Annotated in this window: 13 protein-coding genes; 6 read left to right on the top strand and 7 right to left on the bottom strand. The window is 66.2% G+C overall.

The window, feature by feature from the left end; translation table 11 throughout:
- Positions 1-146 precede the first annotated feature (146 nt).
- On the top strand, positions 147-1847 hold the full coding sequence (locus tag V9L21_RS24375; RefSeq protein ID WP_337315366.1) for a bifunctional protein-serine/threonine kinase/phosphatase: 1701 nt from the start codon (positions 147-149) through the stop codon (positions 1845-1847).
- A 17-nt stretch (positions 1848-1864) separates the two neighbouring features.
- On the opposite strand, the gene V9L21_RS24370 is transcribed toward V9L21_RS24375, so the two are convergent.
- Positions 1865-3130 (bottom strand): MFS transporter, encoded by a 1266-nt coding sequence (locus V9L21_RS24370; RefSeq protein ID WP_337315365.1) that lies wholly within the window; start codon positions 3128-3130, stop codon positions 1865-1867.
- A gap of 257 nt (positions 3131-3387) precedes the next feature.
- On the opposite strand from V9L21_RS24370, the gene V9L21_RS24365 reads away from it, so the two are divergent.
- Positions 3388-4680, top strand: a complete 1293-nt coding sequence (locus V9L21_RS24365; protein ID WP_337315364.1) for a type IV pili methyl-accepting chemotaxis transducer N-terminal domain-containing protein — start codon at positions 3388-3390, stop codon at positions 4678-4680.
- A gap of 25 nt (positions 4681-4705) precedes the next feature.
- On the opposite strand, the gene V9L21_RS24360 is transcribed toward V9L21_RS24365, so the two are convergent.
- From V9L21_RS24360 to V9L21_RS24345, 4 genes are all read right to left on the bottom strand, one after another.
- Positions 4706-5515, bottom strand: coding sequence for an ABC transporter ATP-binding protein (locus tag V9L21_RS24360; protein ID WP_337315363.1), 810 nt, complete (start codon positions 5513-5515; stop codon positions 4706-4708).
- A gap of 55 nt (positions 5516-5570) precedes the next feature.
- Complete coding sequence (ntrB, locus tag V9L21_RS24355) at positions 5571-6509, bottom strand: nitrate ABC transporter permease (protein WP_337315362.1); 939 nt, start codon at positions 6507-6509, stop codon at positions 5571-5573.
- Between the two features lie 22 nt (positions 6510-6531).
- Complete coding sequence (locus tag V9L21_RS24350; protein WP_337315361.1) at positions 6532-7776, bottom strand: CmpA/NrtA family ABC transporter substrate-binding protein; 1245 nt, start codon at positions 7774-7776, stop codon at positions 6532-6534.
- A 358-nt stretch (positions 7777-8134) separates the two neighbouring features.
- Complete coding sequence (locus tag V9L21_RS24345) at positions 8135-9415, bottom strand: nitrate- and nitrite sensing domain-containing protein (RefSeq protein WP_337315360.1); 1281 nt, start codon at positions 9413-9415, stop codon at positions 8135-8137.
- A gap of 76 nt (positions 9416-9491) precedes the next feature.
- Here V9L21_RS24345 and tsaD point away from each other — a divergent pair, with 76 nt between their 5' ends.
- The gene (tsaD, locus tag V9L21_RS24340) at positions 9492-10553 is read left to right on the top strand and encodes a tRNA (adenosine(37)-N6)-threonylcarbamoyltransferase complex transferase subunit TsaD (protein ID WP_337315359.1); all 1062 of its coding nucleotides are present in this window, start codon (positions 9492-9494) and stop codon (positions 10551-10553) included.
- On the opposite strand, the gene V9L21_RS24335 is transcribed toward tsaD, so the two are convergent.
- Both V9L21_RS24335 and V9L21_RS24330 read right to left on the bottom strand, forming a co-directional pair.
- Positions 10489-11247 (bottom strand): alpha/beta hydrolase-fold protein, encoded by a 759-nt coding sequence (locus V9L21_RS24335; RefSeq protein WP_337315358.1) that lies wholly within the window; start codon positions 11245-11247, stop codon positions 10489-10491. The two genes, tsaD and V9L21_RS24335, sit on opposite strands and share 65 nt — an antisense overlap.
- Before the next feature lie 196 nt (positions 11248-11443).
- Positions 11444-11815, bottom strand: coding sequence for an Hsp20/alpha crystallin family protein (locus V9L21_RS24330; RefSeq protein ID WP_337315357.1), 372 nt, complete (start codon positions 11813-11815; stop codon positions 11444-11446).
- Between the two features lie 121 nt (positions 11816-11936).
- Here V9L21_RS24330 and V9L21_RS24325 point away from each other — a divergent pair, with 121 nt between their 5' ends.
- The 3 genes from V9L21_RS24325 (at position 11937) to rpsO (ending at position 14778) form a co-directional block, all read left to right on the top strand.
- Positions 11937-13226 (top strand): branched-chain amino acid ABC transporter substrate-binding protein, encoded by a 1290-nt coding sequence (locus V9L21_RS24325; RefSeq protein WP_337315356.1) that lies wholly within the window; start codon positions 11937-11939, stop codon positions 13224-13226.
- A gap of 12 nt (positions 13227-13238) precedes the next feature.
- Positions 13239-14396: a pyridoxal phosphate-dependent aminotransferase gene (locus V9L21_RS24320; RefSeq protein WP_337315355.1), complete on the top strand. Its 1158-nt coding sequence runs from the start codon at positions 13239-13241 to the stop codon at positions 14394-14396.
- Between the two features lie 115 nt (positions 14397-14511).
- Positions 14512-14778: a 30S ribosomal protein S15 gene (rpsO, locus tag V9L21_RS24315; RefSeq protein WP_007837783.1), complete on the top strand. Its 267-nt coding sequence runs from the start codon at positions 14512-14514 to the stop codon at positions 14776-14778.
- The last annotated feature ends 213 nt before the right edge of the window (positions 14779-14991 follow it).

Here is a 14991-nt window from a genome sequence, read left to right as displayed (position 1 = left end):
TCTTCCAGGGTGCGCACGCCGGCCATGCCGTTGCCGACCATCACGAGCTTGAGTTTGTGCATGGGGTGGGGCCTTTCAACGTTTCAAGCAAAGGACGCACGCGGTGCGCGTGCAAAGTGCGTGGAAAGCACATGGAGAATGGCGCCATGAGCTTTGAAGTGGACATCGGCTACAGCAGCCAGCGCGGACCGCGCGAAGTGAACGAAGACTTTGCCGGTGCGGTCAACGCACCGCCGGGGGACGAGTCGCGCGGGCTCATTGCCGCCATTGCCGACGGCGTGTCCACGGGCGGACGCGGCCTGGAAGCGGCGCAGACCACTGTCATGGGCCTGCTGGCCGATTACTTCGCAACGCCCGCCACCTGGGAGCCGACCGCCGCGCTCGACCGCCTGGTGGCGGCGCAGAACGCCTGGCTTGCCGATCACAACCGCCGGCGCCAGGGCAGCGCGACGGCGCTCACCACCTTGACGGCACTGGTGCTGCACGGCCAGAGCTACACGCTGGCGCATGTGGGCGACACGCGTGCATGGCGCGTGCGCGCCGACGGCGAGCCGGCCATGCCGCTCACGCAGGACCATGCCTTCGAACATCCCGACATGCGCAGCCGCCTGACGCGCGCCATCGGCCTGGACGACCAGGTGCGTGTCGACTACGCGCAGGGCGACGTGCGCGTGGGCGATTGCTTCGTGCTCACGTCCGACGGTGTGCACGGCGTGCTCAAGCCTCAGCGGCTGGCCGCGCTCGCCTTGCAGGGCAGCGCCGAGCAGGCGAGCGAGGCGCTGGTGAACGCGGCTCTCGAGGCCGGTACACGCGACAACGCGACCGCCTTGGTCATTCGCGTCGTCGGCCTCGATCCGCGGCAGCTGGACGACGAGCTCGGAGACGGCCGCCGACTGGCGCCGCCGCCCTTGCTGAAGGTGGGCGACGTGCTCGACGGCTACGTGGTTACCGCCCTGGTGGCCGACACCGGCGTGCACCTGCTCTACCAGGCGCGCAATGCCGCCACGCGCGAACTGGTGGCGCTCAAGACGCTGCACCCCTCGCGTGCCAGCGATCCGCAGGAGCGCGCGATGCTCGCGCACGAAGCCTGGCTGGGCCAGCGCGTGGGAAGCGGTGGATTCGTGCGCGTGCACGAGCGCGCCGAGAACGCCAGCGCGCTCTACATCGTGTTCGACTGGCATGGCGGACGCACGCTGGAGCAGATGCGAAAGTCCGGCGCGCGTGGCGCGGTGGCCGAGGTGGTCACCGCGGCCATCGAAGTGACCAAGGCCCTGGGCCGGCTGCACCGCCACGGCGTGGTGCACCGCGACATCAAGCCCGGCAACCTGCACTTGGGCGACGACGGCCGCTGGCGCATTCTCGACCTGGGCGTGGCGCTGTCGGGCCGCGAAGGTGCGGCGCAACGCGAACTGCATGCGGGCACGCCCAGCTACATCAACCCCGAGCAATGGGAGGGCGCCCCCGCCGACACGGGCAGCGACCTGTTCGCACTCGGCGTCACGCTGTACCAGTGGCTTGGCGGACACTTGCCCTACGGAGAAATCGAGCCCTACCAGGTGGCGCGCTACCGGCGCGACCCGGCCGCGCTCTCGCGCCTGCGGCCCGATGTGCCCGTGTGGCTCGACCATCTGGTGCGCAAGGCCGTGGCCCGCGATCCGCGCGAGCGCTTCGAAACCGCCGAGGAAATGCTGCTCGCCCTGGAGCGGGGCGCTTCCCGCCCGGTCGGTGCGCCGCCCGCCACGCCGCTGATCCGCCGCGACCCGGCCGCGCTCTACAAGATCGCGCTCGCCGTGTCGTTGCTGTTCAACGCACTGCTCGTGGTGTGGCTGCTGTTCTTGCCACGCTGACGGCGAACGGACAAGGGTCATGGCCGCGTTGCCTTTGGTGGGGCGGTGTACTTGGATGGAGCCGGTGAGGGCGTGGTGCGCGCACGACCACCTTTTTCGGCCCAGGTGCGGGTCCAGCGAATCTGCATCACGCGCATCACGCCCAGCATGACAAGCGACAGCACGCCGAAGAACACGAAGCCCCACACGTAGCTGCCGAGGTATTGCTTCGAAAGGCCCATGGCGTTGGGCACCAGGCCGCCGCCCAGCGCGCCGATCTCGCCGATCATCGAACCGGCCACGGCGGTGCTGGTGGGCCAGCGCAGCGGCACCAGCTGGAACAGCGCGCCGTTGCCCGCGCCCAGTGCGGCAAAGCACAAGATCAGGAGCAGCGTGGTGAGCGCAAGCGAGGCCGACGAGATGCCCACCAGCACCAGCCCGACGGCCACCACCAGGAGCACCACCGTGAGCGTGTTCACGCCGCCCCACCGGTCGGAGATCCAGCCGCCGACGATGCGCACCGCCGCGCCCATGAAGGCCGCCAGCATGGTGAGCTGACCGGCCTGCACCTTGCTCACGCCGAACTGGTCGTAGTAATAAGAGGGCAGGAAGGTGATGAGCCCGATGAAGCCCCCGAAAGTCACGCCGTAGATCAGGCTGAACACCCAGCCGTCTTTTTCGAACAGGCAGGCAATGTGCTCGCGGAAGCTCGCGTGGCTGTCGACGTCGGGCGGCTCCTTGGCAAACAGCACCATCACGACCATCGGCACCAGAATGGCGGCCGCCGCCACGGCGTACACCGCCTGCCAGCCGAGCCATTGCGCGAGCGGCGGCGCCACCAGCACCGACACCGCCGTGCCCACGTTGCCGGCGCCCACCAGGCCCATGGCCAAGCCCTTGTGCTGCGGCGGGAACCAGCCCGAACCCAGCGACAGCGCCACGCCGAAACTGGCGCCGGCAATGCCCAGCAGCACGCCCATGGCCAGCAGGTCGTTGAAGCTCTTCACGAAGAAGAAGCCGAACAGCATTGCGACCGCGATCAGGCCCATTTCGACCAGCGTGGCGTTCTTGCGGCCGATGTATTGCGAGAGGATGCCCAGCGGAAAGCGCATGAGCGCGCCCGCGATGATGGGCACGGACAGCATCAGGCCCTTCTGCGCGGGCGAAAGATCGAAGGTTTCCCCGATGAACGGCGCCATGGCGCCGTTAAGCACCCAGATGCAGCAGGAGAACGAGAAGTACAGAAAGGCCGCGAACAGCGTCGGGCCGTGGCCTGAGTGCAAGAAGGTCCTGAAACTGGACATGGCGTTCAATCGTGCGAAATGCCGCGGCGCAGCCTTTGGAGGGCCGAGTCGACAGACGGGGTTGGGGCGGAATGCCGGCAGCGAACGCTGTCGGCGTGGGGGTGCTTCCCGGCCATTGCGCAGCCAGGACGGATGCAGGAGCCTGCAGCCTCACCAAAGCGGTGCTTCGTTACACCGCACCCTGATCGATGCAAGAGACGTGCCTGCGCAAACGCGCGGGCGTGGCCTATGCTTGCCGTGCCTCCAACCGCTTTTCCATGATGTCCCTTCTTGTCGTTCTGCCCAATGATTTCGCCGAATCCGCGCCGCTGCCGGAGCCTCTGCAGCAGGCGCTCGCGAGCGCCGGCGTCGTTGCCGTCGAGCGGGGCACCTGCCACACGCTGGTGCAGAAGGTGGGTGCGCTTGCACCGCAACAGGTGATGGCCTGGCTGCCCGCACCGGCGCAGCAGCTGCAGGCGCTGCTCGATGCCGTCGGCGAATGGAAGGGCATGCCTCCTTGCGGGCTGAGCCTCGTCAGCGCGCCGCTGGACAGCGCGCAGCACGAAGCGCTGGTTGCTCTCGGCGTGCACGCATGGCTGCCGATGCAAGCTTTCGACGGCGCCTCGCTTCGCGCGCTGACGGCGCTGGCGCAAGCTAGGCGAGAACGCGAGGCCGCGCTGCGCACCGAACTCGACGGCCTGCGCACCCGCATGGACGAACGCAAATGGGTCGACCGTGCCAAGGGCCTGCTGATGTCGTCCCGCGGCATCGGCGAGGACGAGGCCTTCGGCTTGCTGCGCGGCGCGGCCATGCATGCCAACCTGCGGCTGGGCGAGGTGTCGCGCTCGGTGATCGAGGCCGCGCAGTGGGCCGATGCGATCAACCGCGCCGGGCAACTGCGCATGCTGTCGCAGCGGCTGGTGCGGATTGCGGCGCAGATGCTTGCCGGCATCGACGTGCAGCGCGCACGCGTCTTGCGCACGCAATCGGTCGAGCGGGTGCAGCAGAACCTGGATCATCTGGCCACCCTCGAGCTCGGCGCCCCGGGCGCGGGCGCGCTGGGCGACGTGCAGGCCGCGTGGAGCGGGCTTTCCGCCGCGCTGGCGGCGCGGGCGGTGCCGCAGGCGCTAGCCGACATCGACAAGCGCGGCGACGAACTGCTGGCCGCTGCAGAAGCGCTGACCGATGCGCTCGAAGCCTCCGGCGCGCGGCGTGCGCTGCGTATCGTCAACATCTGCGGGCGGCAGCGCATGCGTGCACAGCGCCTGGCCAAGGACGCGTTGCTGGCCTCGGCGCTTGCCGCGGGTGCTTCGCGCGAGCGCCTGTTGCCGACGATGAACGAGTTCGAGGCGGCGCTCCTCGAGCTGGAGCGCGCCCCCCTCAGTTCACCTGAGATCCGTGCCGCGCTGGCGGCCGCGCGCGACGAATGGCTGCGCCTGGTCGGCGGCGTGCAGGCGCTCGAGAGCCCCGAGGGCCGCGCCACGCTGGTGCGGTCCAGCGAAGCGCTGGTCGATACCTTCGAGCGGCTCACCGCCTGGTACGAGCACAGCCTGCAGGTCATCATGTCCTGACTCCGGTTGTGCCGTGCCGGCGGTGTCAGGCCGCAACCTTCTCCACGTGCGCCTGGCGCGTGTAGAGAAAATCGATCACGGCCTTGCGGGCGTGCACATAGGTCGGGTCTTCGGCCAGTTCGACGCGGTTGCGCGGACGTGCGATGTCGACCTTCAGCACTTCGCCGATGGTGGCGGCCGGGCCGTTGGTGAGCATCACGATGCGGTCGCTCAGCAGCACCGCTTCGTCGACGTCGTGCGTGACCATGACGACGGTGCTCTGCGTCTTCTGCACGATGCCGAGCAGTTCGTCCTGAAGCTTGGCGCGCGTGAGTGCGTCAAGGGCGCCGAAGGGTTCGTCCATCAACAGCACCTTGGGTTCCATGGAGAGCGCGCGTGCAATGCCCACGCGCTGCTTCATGCCGCCGGAGATTTCGCCGGGGCGCTTTTGCGCGGCAGGCGTAAGGCCAACCATCGCGAGCGCCGCATCGGTGCGTGCGCGCAACTGCGCCTTGCTCTCGGTGGCGGCAAAGACGCGCTCGACCGCGAGGTACACGTTCTCGAAGCAGGTGAGCCAAGGCAGCAGCGAGTGGTTCTGGAAGACCACCGCGCGCTCGGGGCCGGGGCCCTTGATTTCGCGGTTGGCGCACAGAAGCACGCCTTGCGTGGGCGTCGTCAGTCCGGCAATCAGGTTCAGCAGCGTCGACTTGCCGCAGCCCGAGTGGCCGATGAGCGTGATGAACTCGCCCTTGGCCACGTTCAGGTTGATGCCCTGCAACGCCAGGAAGCTGCCCTTGGCGGTCTTGAAGCGCTGCTCGACGTTGTGGATCTCGATGTACTTCGAATCATCATTCATTGGAAACCTCCGCGCAGCAGCGCTGCGGTATTCGCCTTCGGAAAGGCCGTGCGGCTCATGACTTCACCTCTTCGAACGTGAATGCGGTTGCAAGCTTGATGAGCGCGAACTCCAGCACCAGGCCGACGATGCCGATGACGAAGATCGCGATGATGATGTTGGCGACGTTGAGGTTGTTCCACTCGTCCCACACCCAGAAGCCGATGCCGACGCCGCCGGTGAGCATTTCGGCCGCAACGATCACCAGCCAGGCGGTGCCCACCGCCAGGCGAACGCCGGTCAGCATGTAGGGCAGCACGGCGGGGAAGAGGATCTTGGTGAAGATCTTCCATTCGCTGAGGTTGAGCACCTTGGCCACGTTCATGTAGTCGCTCGGTACGCGCTGCACGCCCACGGCGGTGTTGATCACCATCGGCCAGATCGAGCAGATGAAGATGGTCCAGATGGCAGCCGGGTTGGCACCCTTGAACACCAGCAGGCCGATCGGCAGCCAGGCCAGTGGCGACACCGGGCGCAGCAGGCTGATCAGCGGATTGAACATGCGCGAAAGAAACTCGAAGCGCCCGATGGCAAAGCCCGCCGGAATACCGACTGCGGCCGCAAGCCCGAAGCCCAATGCCACGCGCTGCAGCGACGAGAGCACGTTCCAGCCCACGCCCTGGTCGTTCGGCCCCTTGCTGTAGAACGGATCGCTGAACACCGTGAGCGCCTGCTGCCAGGTGGCCAGCGGCGAGGGAAAGCCGGTGGTGCTCTTCATGGCGACCAGTTCCCAGATCAGCACCAGCAGGCCGAAGCCTGCGAGCGGCGGCAGCACGCGCATCCAGAAGGCGCGCAGGTCGATGGATGTGCGTTGCTTTTGCTCCTTCTCCACTTTGAGGAGTGGGGTGGGGAGGGGGGCAGCTTCTGCGCGGGGCGAACCCTCACCCCGGCCCTCTCCCGCACGCGGAAGAGGGAGCGAGGCATCCAGGGGCGAATGGAAGACGGCACTGACCATGGTGTGTTTCTCCTCAGTCGTCTCAGACGTGGATCTTGAAAGAGTCGGCATATTTCTTCGGGTCCTTGCCGTCCCACACGGAGCCGTCGAACAGCTTGCTGGTGCGCATCACGTCCTTGGGAACCGGCGTCTGCGTGGCAGCGGCGGCCTGCTTGTAGATGTCGATGCGGTTGATCTCGGTGGCCACCTTCAGGTAGTCCGGATGCTCCTTCAGCAAGCCCCAGCGCTTGTGCTGCGTGAGGAACCACATGCCGTCCGACAGGTAGGGGAAGCTCACGGCGCCGCCGTTGTAGAACTTCATGTGGTTGGGGTCGTCCCAGCTCTTGCCCATGCCGTTGACATAGCGGCCCAGGATGCGCTGGTTGATGGCGTCCACGCTGGTGTTCACGTAGCTCTTGTCGGCAATGGTCTCGGCCATCTTGTTCTTGTTCTGCAGGCCGGTGTCGATCCACTTGCCCGCTTCGATGATGGCCGCGGTCACGGCGCGCGCGGTGTTGGGGTACTTCTTGACGAAGTCGCCCGTGGTGCCGAGCACTTTTTCCGGATGGTCCTTCCAGATGTCCTGCGTGGTGATGGCCGTCACGCCGATGCCGTCCATGATCGCGCGCTGGCCCCAGGGCTCGCCCACGCAGTAGCCGTCCATGTTGCCCACGCGCATGTTGGCCACCATCTGCGGAGGCGGCACGGTGATGTTCTTCACGTCCTTGAACGGATCGATGCCGGCCGAGGCCAGCCAGTAGTAGAGCCACATTGCGTGGGTACCGGTGGGAAAGGTCTGGGCAAAGGTGTATTCGCGCTTTTCGGCGGCGATGAGCTTGGCGAGCGAGGCGGCATCGACCGCGCCCTTGTCGGCGAGCTTCTTCGACAGCGTGATGGCCTGGCCGTTGTTGTTCAGCGTCATGAGCACGGCCATGTCCTTCTTGGGGCCGCTCAGGCCCAGGTGCATGCCGTAGACCAGGCCGTAGAGTACGTGCGCCATGTCCAGGTCGCCGTTGGAGAGCTTGTCGCGCACGCCGGCCCAACTGGCTTCCTTGCTGGGCACGATCTTCACGCCGTACTTCTTGTCGATGCCGAGCACCGAGGCCATCACCACGCTGGCGCAGTCGGTCAGCGGAATGAAGCCGATCTTCACTTCTTCCTTTTCCGGCTTGTCGGAGCCCTGGGCCCAGACGGCGGCGCGCAGGGCGGGATCGATTCCCACGGCGCCAATGGCGGCGGCTTGCAGTACGCGGCGGCGGCTGAGGCGGGTTTTCAGCAGGTCGGTCATGTGGCGGGCTCCGGTTGAAGAACAACAACAAACAAAAGGAAGAACAAAAACGAAAAAGGCGTCCCGCACCGCGCAGGGGCTGCTCGAAAACGAGCCCTTGCGGGATGGGGGACGCCTTTGTCCAATTTCGGTGGGCATCACCCGCCGTTGGGTGCCGCCTGCCTCGGACCCGAGGGTCCATGTACTACTTCAGCAAACTGCGTGCCAGCTTTGCCGGCCGCTTTTTGCTAGTGCCTTGCTATCGAATAGGCAGCAAAAGAACGACGGCCAGCGGGTGCGCAGGGCACCTGAGGCGGAAAGTCGGTGCCATGCACGCTTGTTGTGCGCCGCACCATTTCGAACGTATGCGGGCGGCTGCTCAGCGCCGCGATGCCGTGTCCAAGGGCAGGTAGTCGGCCATGGCGAGCATCGACTCGGCCACGTCCACGAGCCGGCGCTTCTGGTTCATGGCGGTTTGCAGCAGCATCTTGTGTGCTTCGTTCTCGCTCATGCGGCGGTGCGCCATCAGGAGGCCCTTGGCGCGTTCGACCAGCTTGCGCTCGTTGAGGGAGGCGCGAACGGTTTCGAGCTCTTCGCTCATGGCCTGCAGCCGGTGCGATTGCTCCTGCACCATGTCGAGCACCGAGCGTTCGAGGTGCCGGCCGTATTGGGCCGGTGCCGTGGCCTCCGTGCCGGTGTCGTCGAAGAAGACGGCGCCTTCGGCTTGCGGCGCAAGGGTGCCGAGCACCTCGTGGTATTTCTGCAGTTCGCCGCGCGCCTGCGCGATCTTGCGGGCGCAGAGTTCGCGCAGTTCTTCCGCCAGCCGGTGTTCGACGGTTTTCATCGCGTCGATGCGGCGGGTGCAGCAGTCGAACCACGTCTGACTCAGCCGGGGGTCGGGCGCAGCCGCCGAAGCCGCCTGGGCCGAGGTCACGCTCATGCGGCGCAGGCGCTCGATCTCGGCCATGACGGCATCGGACTGGCTCTGGTGCCAGAGCGCAAGCACGCCGCTGCTGGAAAAGTCGATGAAGACCTGGAAGCAGCGCTCCTGCAGCTCGATGAGGTGCAGCCATTGCTGGCGCTGCGCCTCGTCGGTACGCCCCACCGCCAATGACCCGGCTCCGAAGGCGCGCTCCTGGCCGGCAAATTCCTTGCCCTGCATGAAGTTGAACATCGCGACGAGCAGGCGCGAAATCTCGGGGTCGGTGGCGCCGTCGGCGGCCTCGAACACCACGGCCAGCAGGCCTGCAACGAGCTTGGCGTAAGCGGCGGTGGCCTGGGCGGGCGTCAGTTCGAGCGCAGCAACGCGGCGGCGCAGCGCGGGCAAGCCGTCCAGGCCGGGGAGCACCCAGGCAATGCGGCTGAAGAGCCGGGCGCTGTTGCCCGCGGTGGCGCCCGGGCGGCCTTCGGTTTCGAGCTGGTCGAAGCCGGCGCGCACCTCCTGTTCGAGCGCCAGGCATTCGGCGATCTGCGGATCGCGCTGCTCGGCAAAGCGGACCCCGCGGGAGGCGAGAAACACGTTGGACATGCCGCGCTCCCGCTGCAGCGCATGAACGAGCCGCGCGATCAGCCCGACCAGGTCGCTGGTGCGCGCGAGCTGGTCGAGCTCGTCGATTTCGCACTTTCTGGCGGCGATCAGGAAATTCAGTCCGGATTTCATGGCGGGGAGGGGAGGCAAAAGGCTTGCTGCAACATCCGTGCCGCACGGGCATTCTGCGCCGCCTACACTCCTGCGGATGCTTCTTCTGGGAATCGAATCCTCCTGCGACGAAACCGGCGTGGCGCTGGTCGAATCGCACGGCGACGCGCTGCCGCTGTTGCGCTCGCACGCGCTGCACAGCCAGATCGCCATGCACCAGGCCTACGGCGGCGTGGTGCCCGAACTCGCCAGCCGCGACCATATTCGCCGCGTGCTGCCGCTGACCGAAGCGGTCATGGCGGAAGCCGGGCGGGCGCTGGCCGATATCGACGTGGTCGCCTACACGCGCGGCCCGGGCCTTGCCGGGGCCTTGCTGGTGGGCGCGGGCGTGGCGTGCGCCCTGGGGGCGGCGCTCGGCAAGCCGGTGCTCGGGGTGCATCACCTTGAGGGGCACCTGCTGTCGCCCTTCCTGAGCGCGGACCCGCCGGAGTTTCCGTTCGTGGCGCTGCTGGTTTCCGGCGGGCACACGCAACTGATGCGGGTCGACGGCGTGGGGCGCTACGAGCTGCTGGGCGAAACCATCGACGATGCGGCGGGCGAGGCTTTCGACAAGAGCGCCAAGCTCATGGGCCTGCCGTATCCGGGTGGCCCGTGGCTGGCCAAGCTGGCGGAAGAGGGCAATGCCGAGGCATTCAAGCTGCCGCGGCCGCTCTTGCACAGCGGCGATCTGGATTTTTCATTCGCCGGGCTGAAGACCGCGGTGCTGACGCAGGCCAAGAAGCTCGGCGCCGGGCTGGAGGCGAGCAAGGCCGACCTGGCCGCTTCCACGCAAGCGGCCATCGTCGAGGTGCTGCTGAAGAAGTCGTTGGCCGCGCTCGGGCAGACCGGCCTGAAGCGGCTGGTTGTTGCGGGCGGAGTGGGCGCGAATCGAAGCCTGCGGGAGCAGCTGAACGCCGCCTGCGCCAGGCGCGGCGTGCGCGTGCACTACCCCGAGCTGCACCTGTGCACCGACAACGGCGCAATGATCGCAATGGCGGCCGCCATGCGGCTGCAGTCGGGCCTGGCGCAGGCCAGCGCGCGCTATGCCTTCGACGTCAAGCCGCGATGGCCCATGGCTTCGCTGATGGCATCCGAGGCGGCGCCGCAGGTGCCCGCGTAGCAGCAGGGCGCGGCGCGCGGCCGAGCGACGGCACCGGCAGCACGTCGAGCATGTTGCGCCACAGCTGGCGCCACTGCGGCCAGTCGTGGCCGCCTTCGGTGGTGAACACGCGGCCTTCGGGCAGCGCATCCGCCAGCAGCTTGTGGTTGCTCGCAAAACGGTCACTCAGGCCAAACCCGAGGTAGAGCTGCGGCAGGTTCTTGGATCTTTGGGGTTCCAGGTATTGCTGGAACCAGGGCCACAGCTTGCGGTCGACTTCCTCGTCGGGCTGGGGGCCGGTGGGCGCCTGCCAGGTGCGCAGGCCGCCGGCCTTGTGGATTTCGGCGCCCAGAACGCGCCGCCCCAGGTAGGGTGCCAGCGCGACGATGCCGTCGACCGAGCCCGGCCTGGACAACTCGTGGACCAGCGCGCCGAAGCCGCCGATGGAAATGCCCACGAGCCAGATCGACTTGTAGCCCTTGGCCCGCTGCGGCTCGATGACGTCCGCATGCAGGCGCTCGCTGAGCGTCTGGTCGTAGTAGTAGGAGACGTCCGCGTCCACCAGCAGCGAGTCGGCGGCCAGATGGCGCTCTCGCACGGCGCTGATGAAGCCTTCGCGTTCGAATTCGTCGGGTTTCAGATAGGCGCCGGGCAGGAATACCAGGAGCGTATCGGACCGTTCATTGTCATTGGCTGACTTGAGGTGCGTGATCATGGCGTGCCTTAAGGGGCACCCGAATCCGCACCGTCAGCGATTCGGTGCGTTTGCGAGACGCCCACGAAGAGAAAAGAAGAAAAATGTGAATACATCACATGATGTGACGTTATTCACTGCCCTATTGTGAATAGGGAGCGTCTTCAAAGTCAAAAACAATAGTTAACGACACTTTCCTCTCGTGGGCTTTGCAAGATCAGTTGATCTGCAGCTCCGAAACGCGGCTCACCGGCACTTGTTTGCCCAGCTTGAGCGTGAGCACGCCGTTCTCGAGCTTGGCTTCGCTAGCGCTCACGTCGATGTCTTGCGGCAGCTCGTAGGCGGCCTTGAACTGGCGCTTGGCTTCGGCCTTGCTGTCGATGCGGACCACGGCACCTTCGATGCCGATGGAGAGATCGTCGCGCGAAAGTCCGGGCACATCGATGGAAAGCGTCCAGCTCTTGTCGTCTTGTTCGACGAGCGGCGACTTGCGCGCGCCGGCAAAGGCTTCGTTGACGAAACGCTCGAAGGCGCGGTCGTACGAACGCGGGGCGAAGCGGGCGGTATGAAGGGCGGGTGCGAAAAACATGAAAGAACTCCTGAATGAACACAATGGGGACAAGAATGTGTGTCCCTTACACTGCGCGGCCATTCAATGCTGAGTGCCGCTTGCCACCACATCTAGGCGCGGCCGCAACCGTTTCAAGACAATGAATCCCCCCTTTATTTGGCGTCGCAAGGCCTTGAAATTTGCGGCGCTGGCGCTATGCGCGGCCCCCTTTGCCGCAGCGGCGCAAACGCCGCCGGCGCCCATTCGCCTGGCGCTGATCGAGAGCATGAGCGGTCCCTTTGCCAACACCGGAGAAGCGGTGTTTCGCAATCTGCTGTGGGCCGTGGAGCGCGTGAATGCGCGTGGCGGCGTCAAGCTGCCGGGTGTGCCCGGCGGTGCGCGGCCGCTGCAGCTCGATCGCTACGACAGCAAGGGGCAGAACGAAGAAGCGCTGTCGGCGCTGCGCGCGGCCATGGACGACGGTGCGCGCATCGTGCTGCAGGGCAACTCGTCGGCCACCGCCGCAGCGCTGGTCGATGCCATTGAAAAGAACAACGAGCGCGATCCGTCGCGGCGCGTGATCTTTCTCAATTACGCGGCGGTCGATCCGGTGCTCACCAACGAGCGCTGCAGCTTCTGGCACTTTCGCTTCGATGCCCATGCCGACATGCGCGTGGCCGCGCTGATGGACGTGGTGAAGGACGATGCAACGCTCAAGCGCGCGTATCTCATCGGCCAGGACTACAGCTTTGGCCAGGCGGTGCTGCGCGAGACGAAACGCCAGCTCGGCGTGCAGCGGCCCGATGTCGAAATCGTCGGGGACGAGCTGCACCCGATGGGCAGGGTGAAGGACTTCGCGCCTTACGCCAGCAAGATCATTGCAAGCGGCGCGCAGGCGGTGTTCACCGGTAACTGGGGCAACGACCTCACGCTGCTCGTGAAGGCGGCGCGCGAGGGCGGCTTCAACGGCACTTTCTATACCTTCTACGGCAACGCGCTCGGCGCGCCCGCCGCCATCGGCGATGCGGGCATCGGCCGCGTGATCGCGGTGGCCGACTGGCTGCCCAACGTGCAGACCGCGCAGTCCGAGGCGTTCTATCGCGCGTTCCGCGCGCGCTTTCCAAAGCCTGCCGACGACTACGTGCACATGCGCATGCAGCTGCTCGTGGAGTCGCTGGCGCAGGCCATCGAGCGCGCCGGCAGCGTCGATGCTGCCGCTGTGGCGCGGGCGCTCGAACAAGCCGATGTGAGCCTTTACGGACAGCGCGGGCGCATGCGCGCGGCGGACCATCAGTTCCAGCAGCAACTCGTGGTCGGCGTGATGGACAGGCAGGGCAGGCCGGGCGTGCAGTTCGATGTCGAAGGTTCCGGCTACGGCTTCCGCGTGATCAAGACCATTGCACCCGAACGCGCCGAACTGCCGACCACCTGCAAGATGAAGAGAAGCTAGGAAAACCCACACATGCGCGAAGCCATTCACAACCTCGAAGCCTCCAAGATCCGCGAGGTTGCCAATGCCGGTCTGGGCCGCGACGACGTGCTCGCCTTCTGGTTCGGCGAAAGCGACGAAGTCACGCCCGAGGTGATCCGCCAGGCGGCGATCGATTCGCTTCAGCGCGGCGAAACCTTCTACGCGCATAACCTCGGCTTGCCCGAACTGCGCCAGGCAATTGCCGGCTACACCAGCAAGCTGCATCCCAAGGTCGATGCTTCGCGCATTGCCGTGACCTCCGGCGGCGTGAGCGCGCTGATGCTCGCGGTGCAGGCGCTGGTCGATGCGGGCGATGAAGTGGTCGCGGTCACGCCGGTGTGGCCCAACCTCACGGCGCAGCCTGCAATCCTTGGCGCCGTGGTGCGCACGGTGTCGCTGGTGCCTGCCGATGGCCAATGGACGCTCGACCTGGCAGCATTGCGCAAGGCGGTGACGCCAAAGACCAAGCTCTTGATCGTCAATGCGCCCAACAACCCGACCGGCTGGACCATGACGCGCGAAGAGCAGCAGGCCGTGCTCGACCACTGCCGCGAAACCGGCACCTGGATCCTGGCCGACGAGGTGTACGAGCGGCTGTATTTCGAGTCCACGCCCAACGGCTGCGCACCGAGCTTCCTGGACATTTCGAGGCCCGACGACCGGCTGGTGGTGACGCACAGCTTCTCTAAGAGCTTTCTCATGACCGGCTGGCGCCTCGGGTGGCTGGTGCTGCCGCCCGCGCTGCTCGAGGGCATCGGCAAGCTGATCGAGTTCAACACCTCGTGCGCCAGCGTTTTCACCCAGCGTGCCGCCGTTGCCGCCATCGAGCACACCGCGGAGATCACGCCTCGCGTGGTCGCCCACCTGAAGCAGTGCCGGGACACCCTGGTGCCGCTGCTGGAAACCTTGCCCGGTGTGCAGGTGGCCCCGGCCAAGGGCGGCATGTATGCCTTTTTCCGGCTCGAAGGCTTCGGCGATTCGCTGGACCTGGCCAAGCGCTTGGTCGTCGAGGCCGGCCTGGGTCTGGCCCCCGGCAACGCCTTTGCCCCGGAAGCCCAAGGGTGGCTGCGCTGGTGCTTTGCCTCGAAGGACCCGCAGCGCCTCGTGCAGGGCGTGGAGCGCCTGAAAGCCTGGCTATCCAGGCAGTAAACGCGCAAGCCCCGGGCGAGCTATAATCCCGAGGCTTTGCATGCCGCAAGGCGCACGGTGAGGGCAGTTCCAGCGCTCACCGCAAGTCAAACATCCCGGAACAAGGAAATTCAACATGATCGCAGCCTCCATCAAGGCCGAAGTCGTCAAAGACAACGCCCGCGCCGCCAACGATACCGGTAGCCCCGAAGTGCAAGTCGCACTGCTGACCGCCCGTATCAACGAGCTCACCCCCCACTTCAAGACGCACGCCAAGGACCACCACGGCCGTCGCGGCCTGCTGCGCATGGTGAGCCGTCGCCGCAAGCTCCTGGACTACCTCAAGTCCAAGGACGCCGATCGTTACACCGCGCTGATCGCCAAGCTGGGTCTGCGCAAGTAAACCGAATCGCATGAAAAAACGCCTGGGTTAGTCCGCTAGCTCAGGCGTTTTTTACTTCGCGATCCACTTTCGGAGTGCCAAAACAGAGCGAAGCTGTGTCATTCCAATGAAGTTCCCGCCGAGCTTCGCTGGAATGGCATCGTGTTCTGAGAAGCCTCCGTCCCTGCGAAACCTGTGATGAATACAGGTCCATCGCTATCAAAACAGGAGCAA

This window comes from Variovorax sp. CCNWLW235 (assembly GCF_037204085.1).
Classification (GTDB): domain Bacteria; phylum Pseudomonadota; class Gammaproteobacteria; order Burkholderiales; family Burkholderiaceae_C; genus Variovorax.
The sequence above is the reverse complement of the archived record's forward strand: the minus strand, read 5'-3'. Positions and strand labels throughout refer to the sequence as shown.

Coding starts and splice junctions, on each gene's coding strand:
- V9L21_RS24375 (WP_337315366.1), top strand. CDS start 147: ATGAGCTTTGAAGTGGACATCGGCTACAGCAGCCAGCGCGGACCGCGC.
- V9L21_RS24370 (WP_337315365.1), bottom strand. CDS start 3,130: ATGTCCAGTTTCAGGACCTTCTTGCACTCAGGCCACGGCCCGACGCTG.
- V9L21_RS24365 (WP_337315364.1), top strand. CDS start 3,388: ATGATGTCCCTTCTTGTCGTTCTGCCCAATGATTTCGCCGAATCCGCG.
- V9L21_RS24360 (WP_337315363.1), bottom strand. CDS start 5,515: ATGAATGATGATTCGAAGTACATCGAGATCCACAACGTCGAGCAGCGC.
- ntrB (WP_337315362.1), bottom strand. CDS start 6,509: ATGGTCAGTGCCGTCTTCCATTCGCCCCTGGATGCCTCGCTCCCTCTT.
- V9L21_RS24350 (WP_337315361.1), bottom strand. CDS start 7,776: ATGACCGACCTGCTGAAAACCCGCCTCAGCCGCCGCCGCGTACTGCAA.
- V9L21_RS24345 (WP_337315360.1), bottom strand. CDS start 9,415: ATGAAATCCGGACTGAATTTCCTGATCGCCGCCAGAAAGTGCGAAATC.
- tsaD (WP_337315359.1), top strand. CDS start 9,492: ATGCTTCTTCTGGGAATCGAATCCTCCTGCGACGAAACCGGCGTGGCG.
- V9L21_RS24335 (WP_337315358.1), bottom strand. CDS start 11,247: ATGATCACGCACCTCAAGTCAGCCAATGACAATGAACGGTCCGATACG.
- V9L21_RS24330 (WP_337315357.1), bottom strand. CDS start 11,815: ATGTTTTTCGCACCCGCCCTTCATACCGCCCGCTTCGCCCCGCGTTCG.
- V9L21_RS24325 (WP_337315356.1), top strand. CDS start 11,937: ATGAATCCCCCCTTTATTTGGCGTCGCAAGGCCTTGAAATTTGCGGCG.
- V9L21_RS24320 (WP_337315355.1), top strand. CDS start 13,239: ATGCGCGAAGCCATTCACAACCTCGAAGCCTCCAAGATCCGCGAGGTT.
- rpsO (WP_007837783.1), top strand. CDS start 14,512: ATGATCGCAGCCTCCATCAAGGCCGAAGTCGTCAAAGACAACGCCCGC.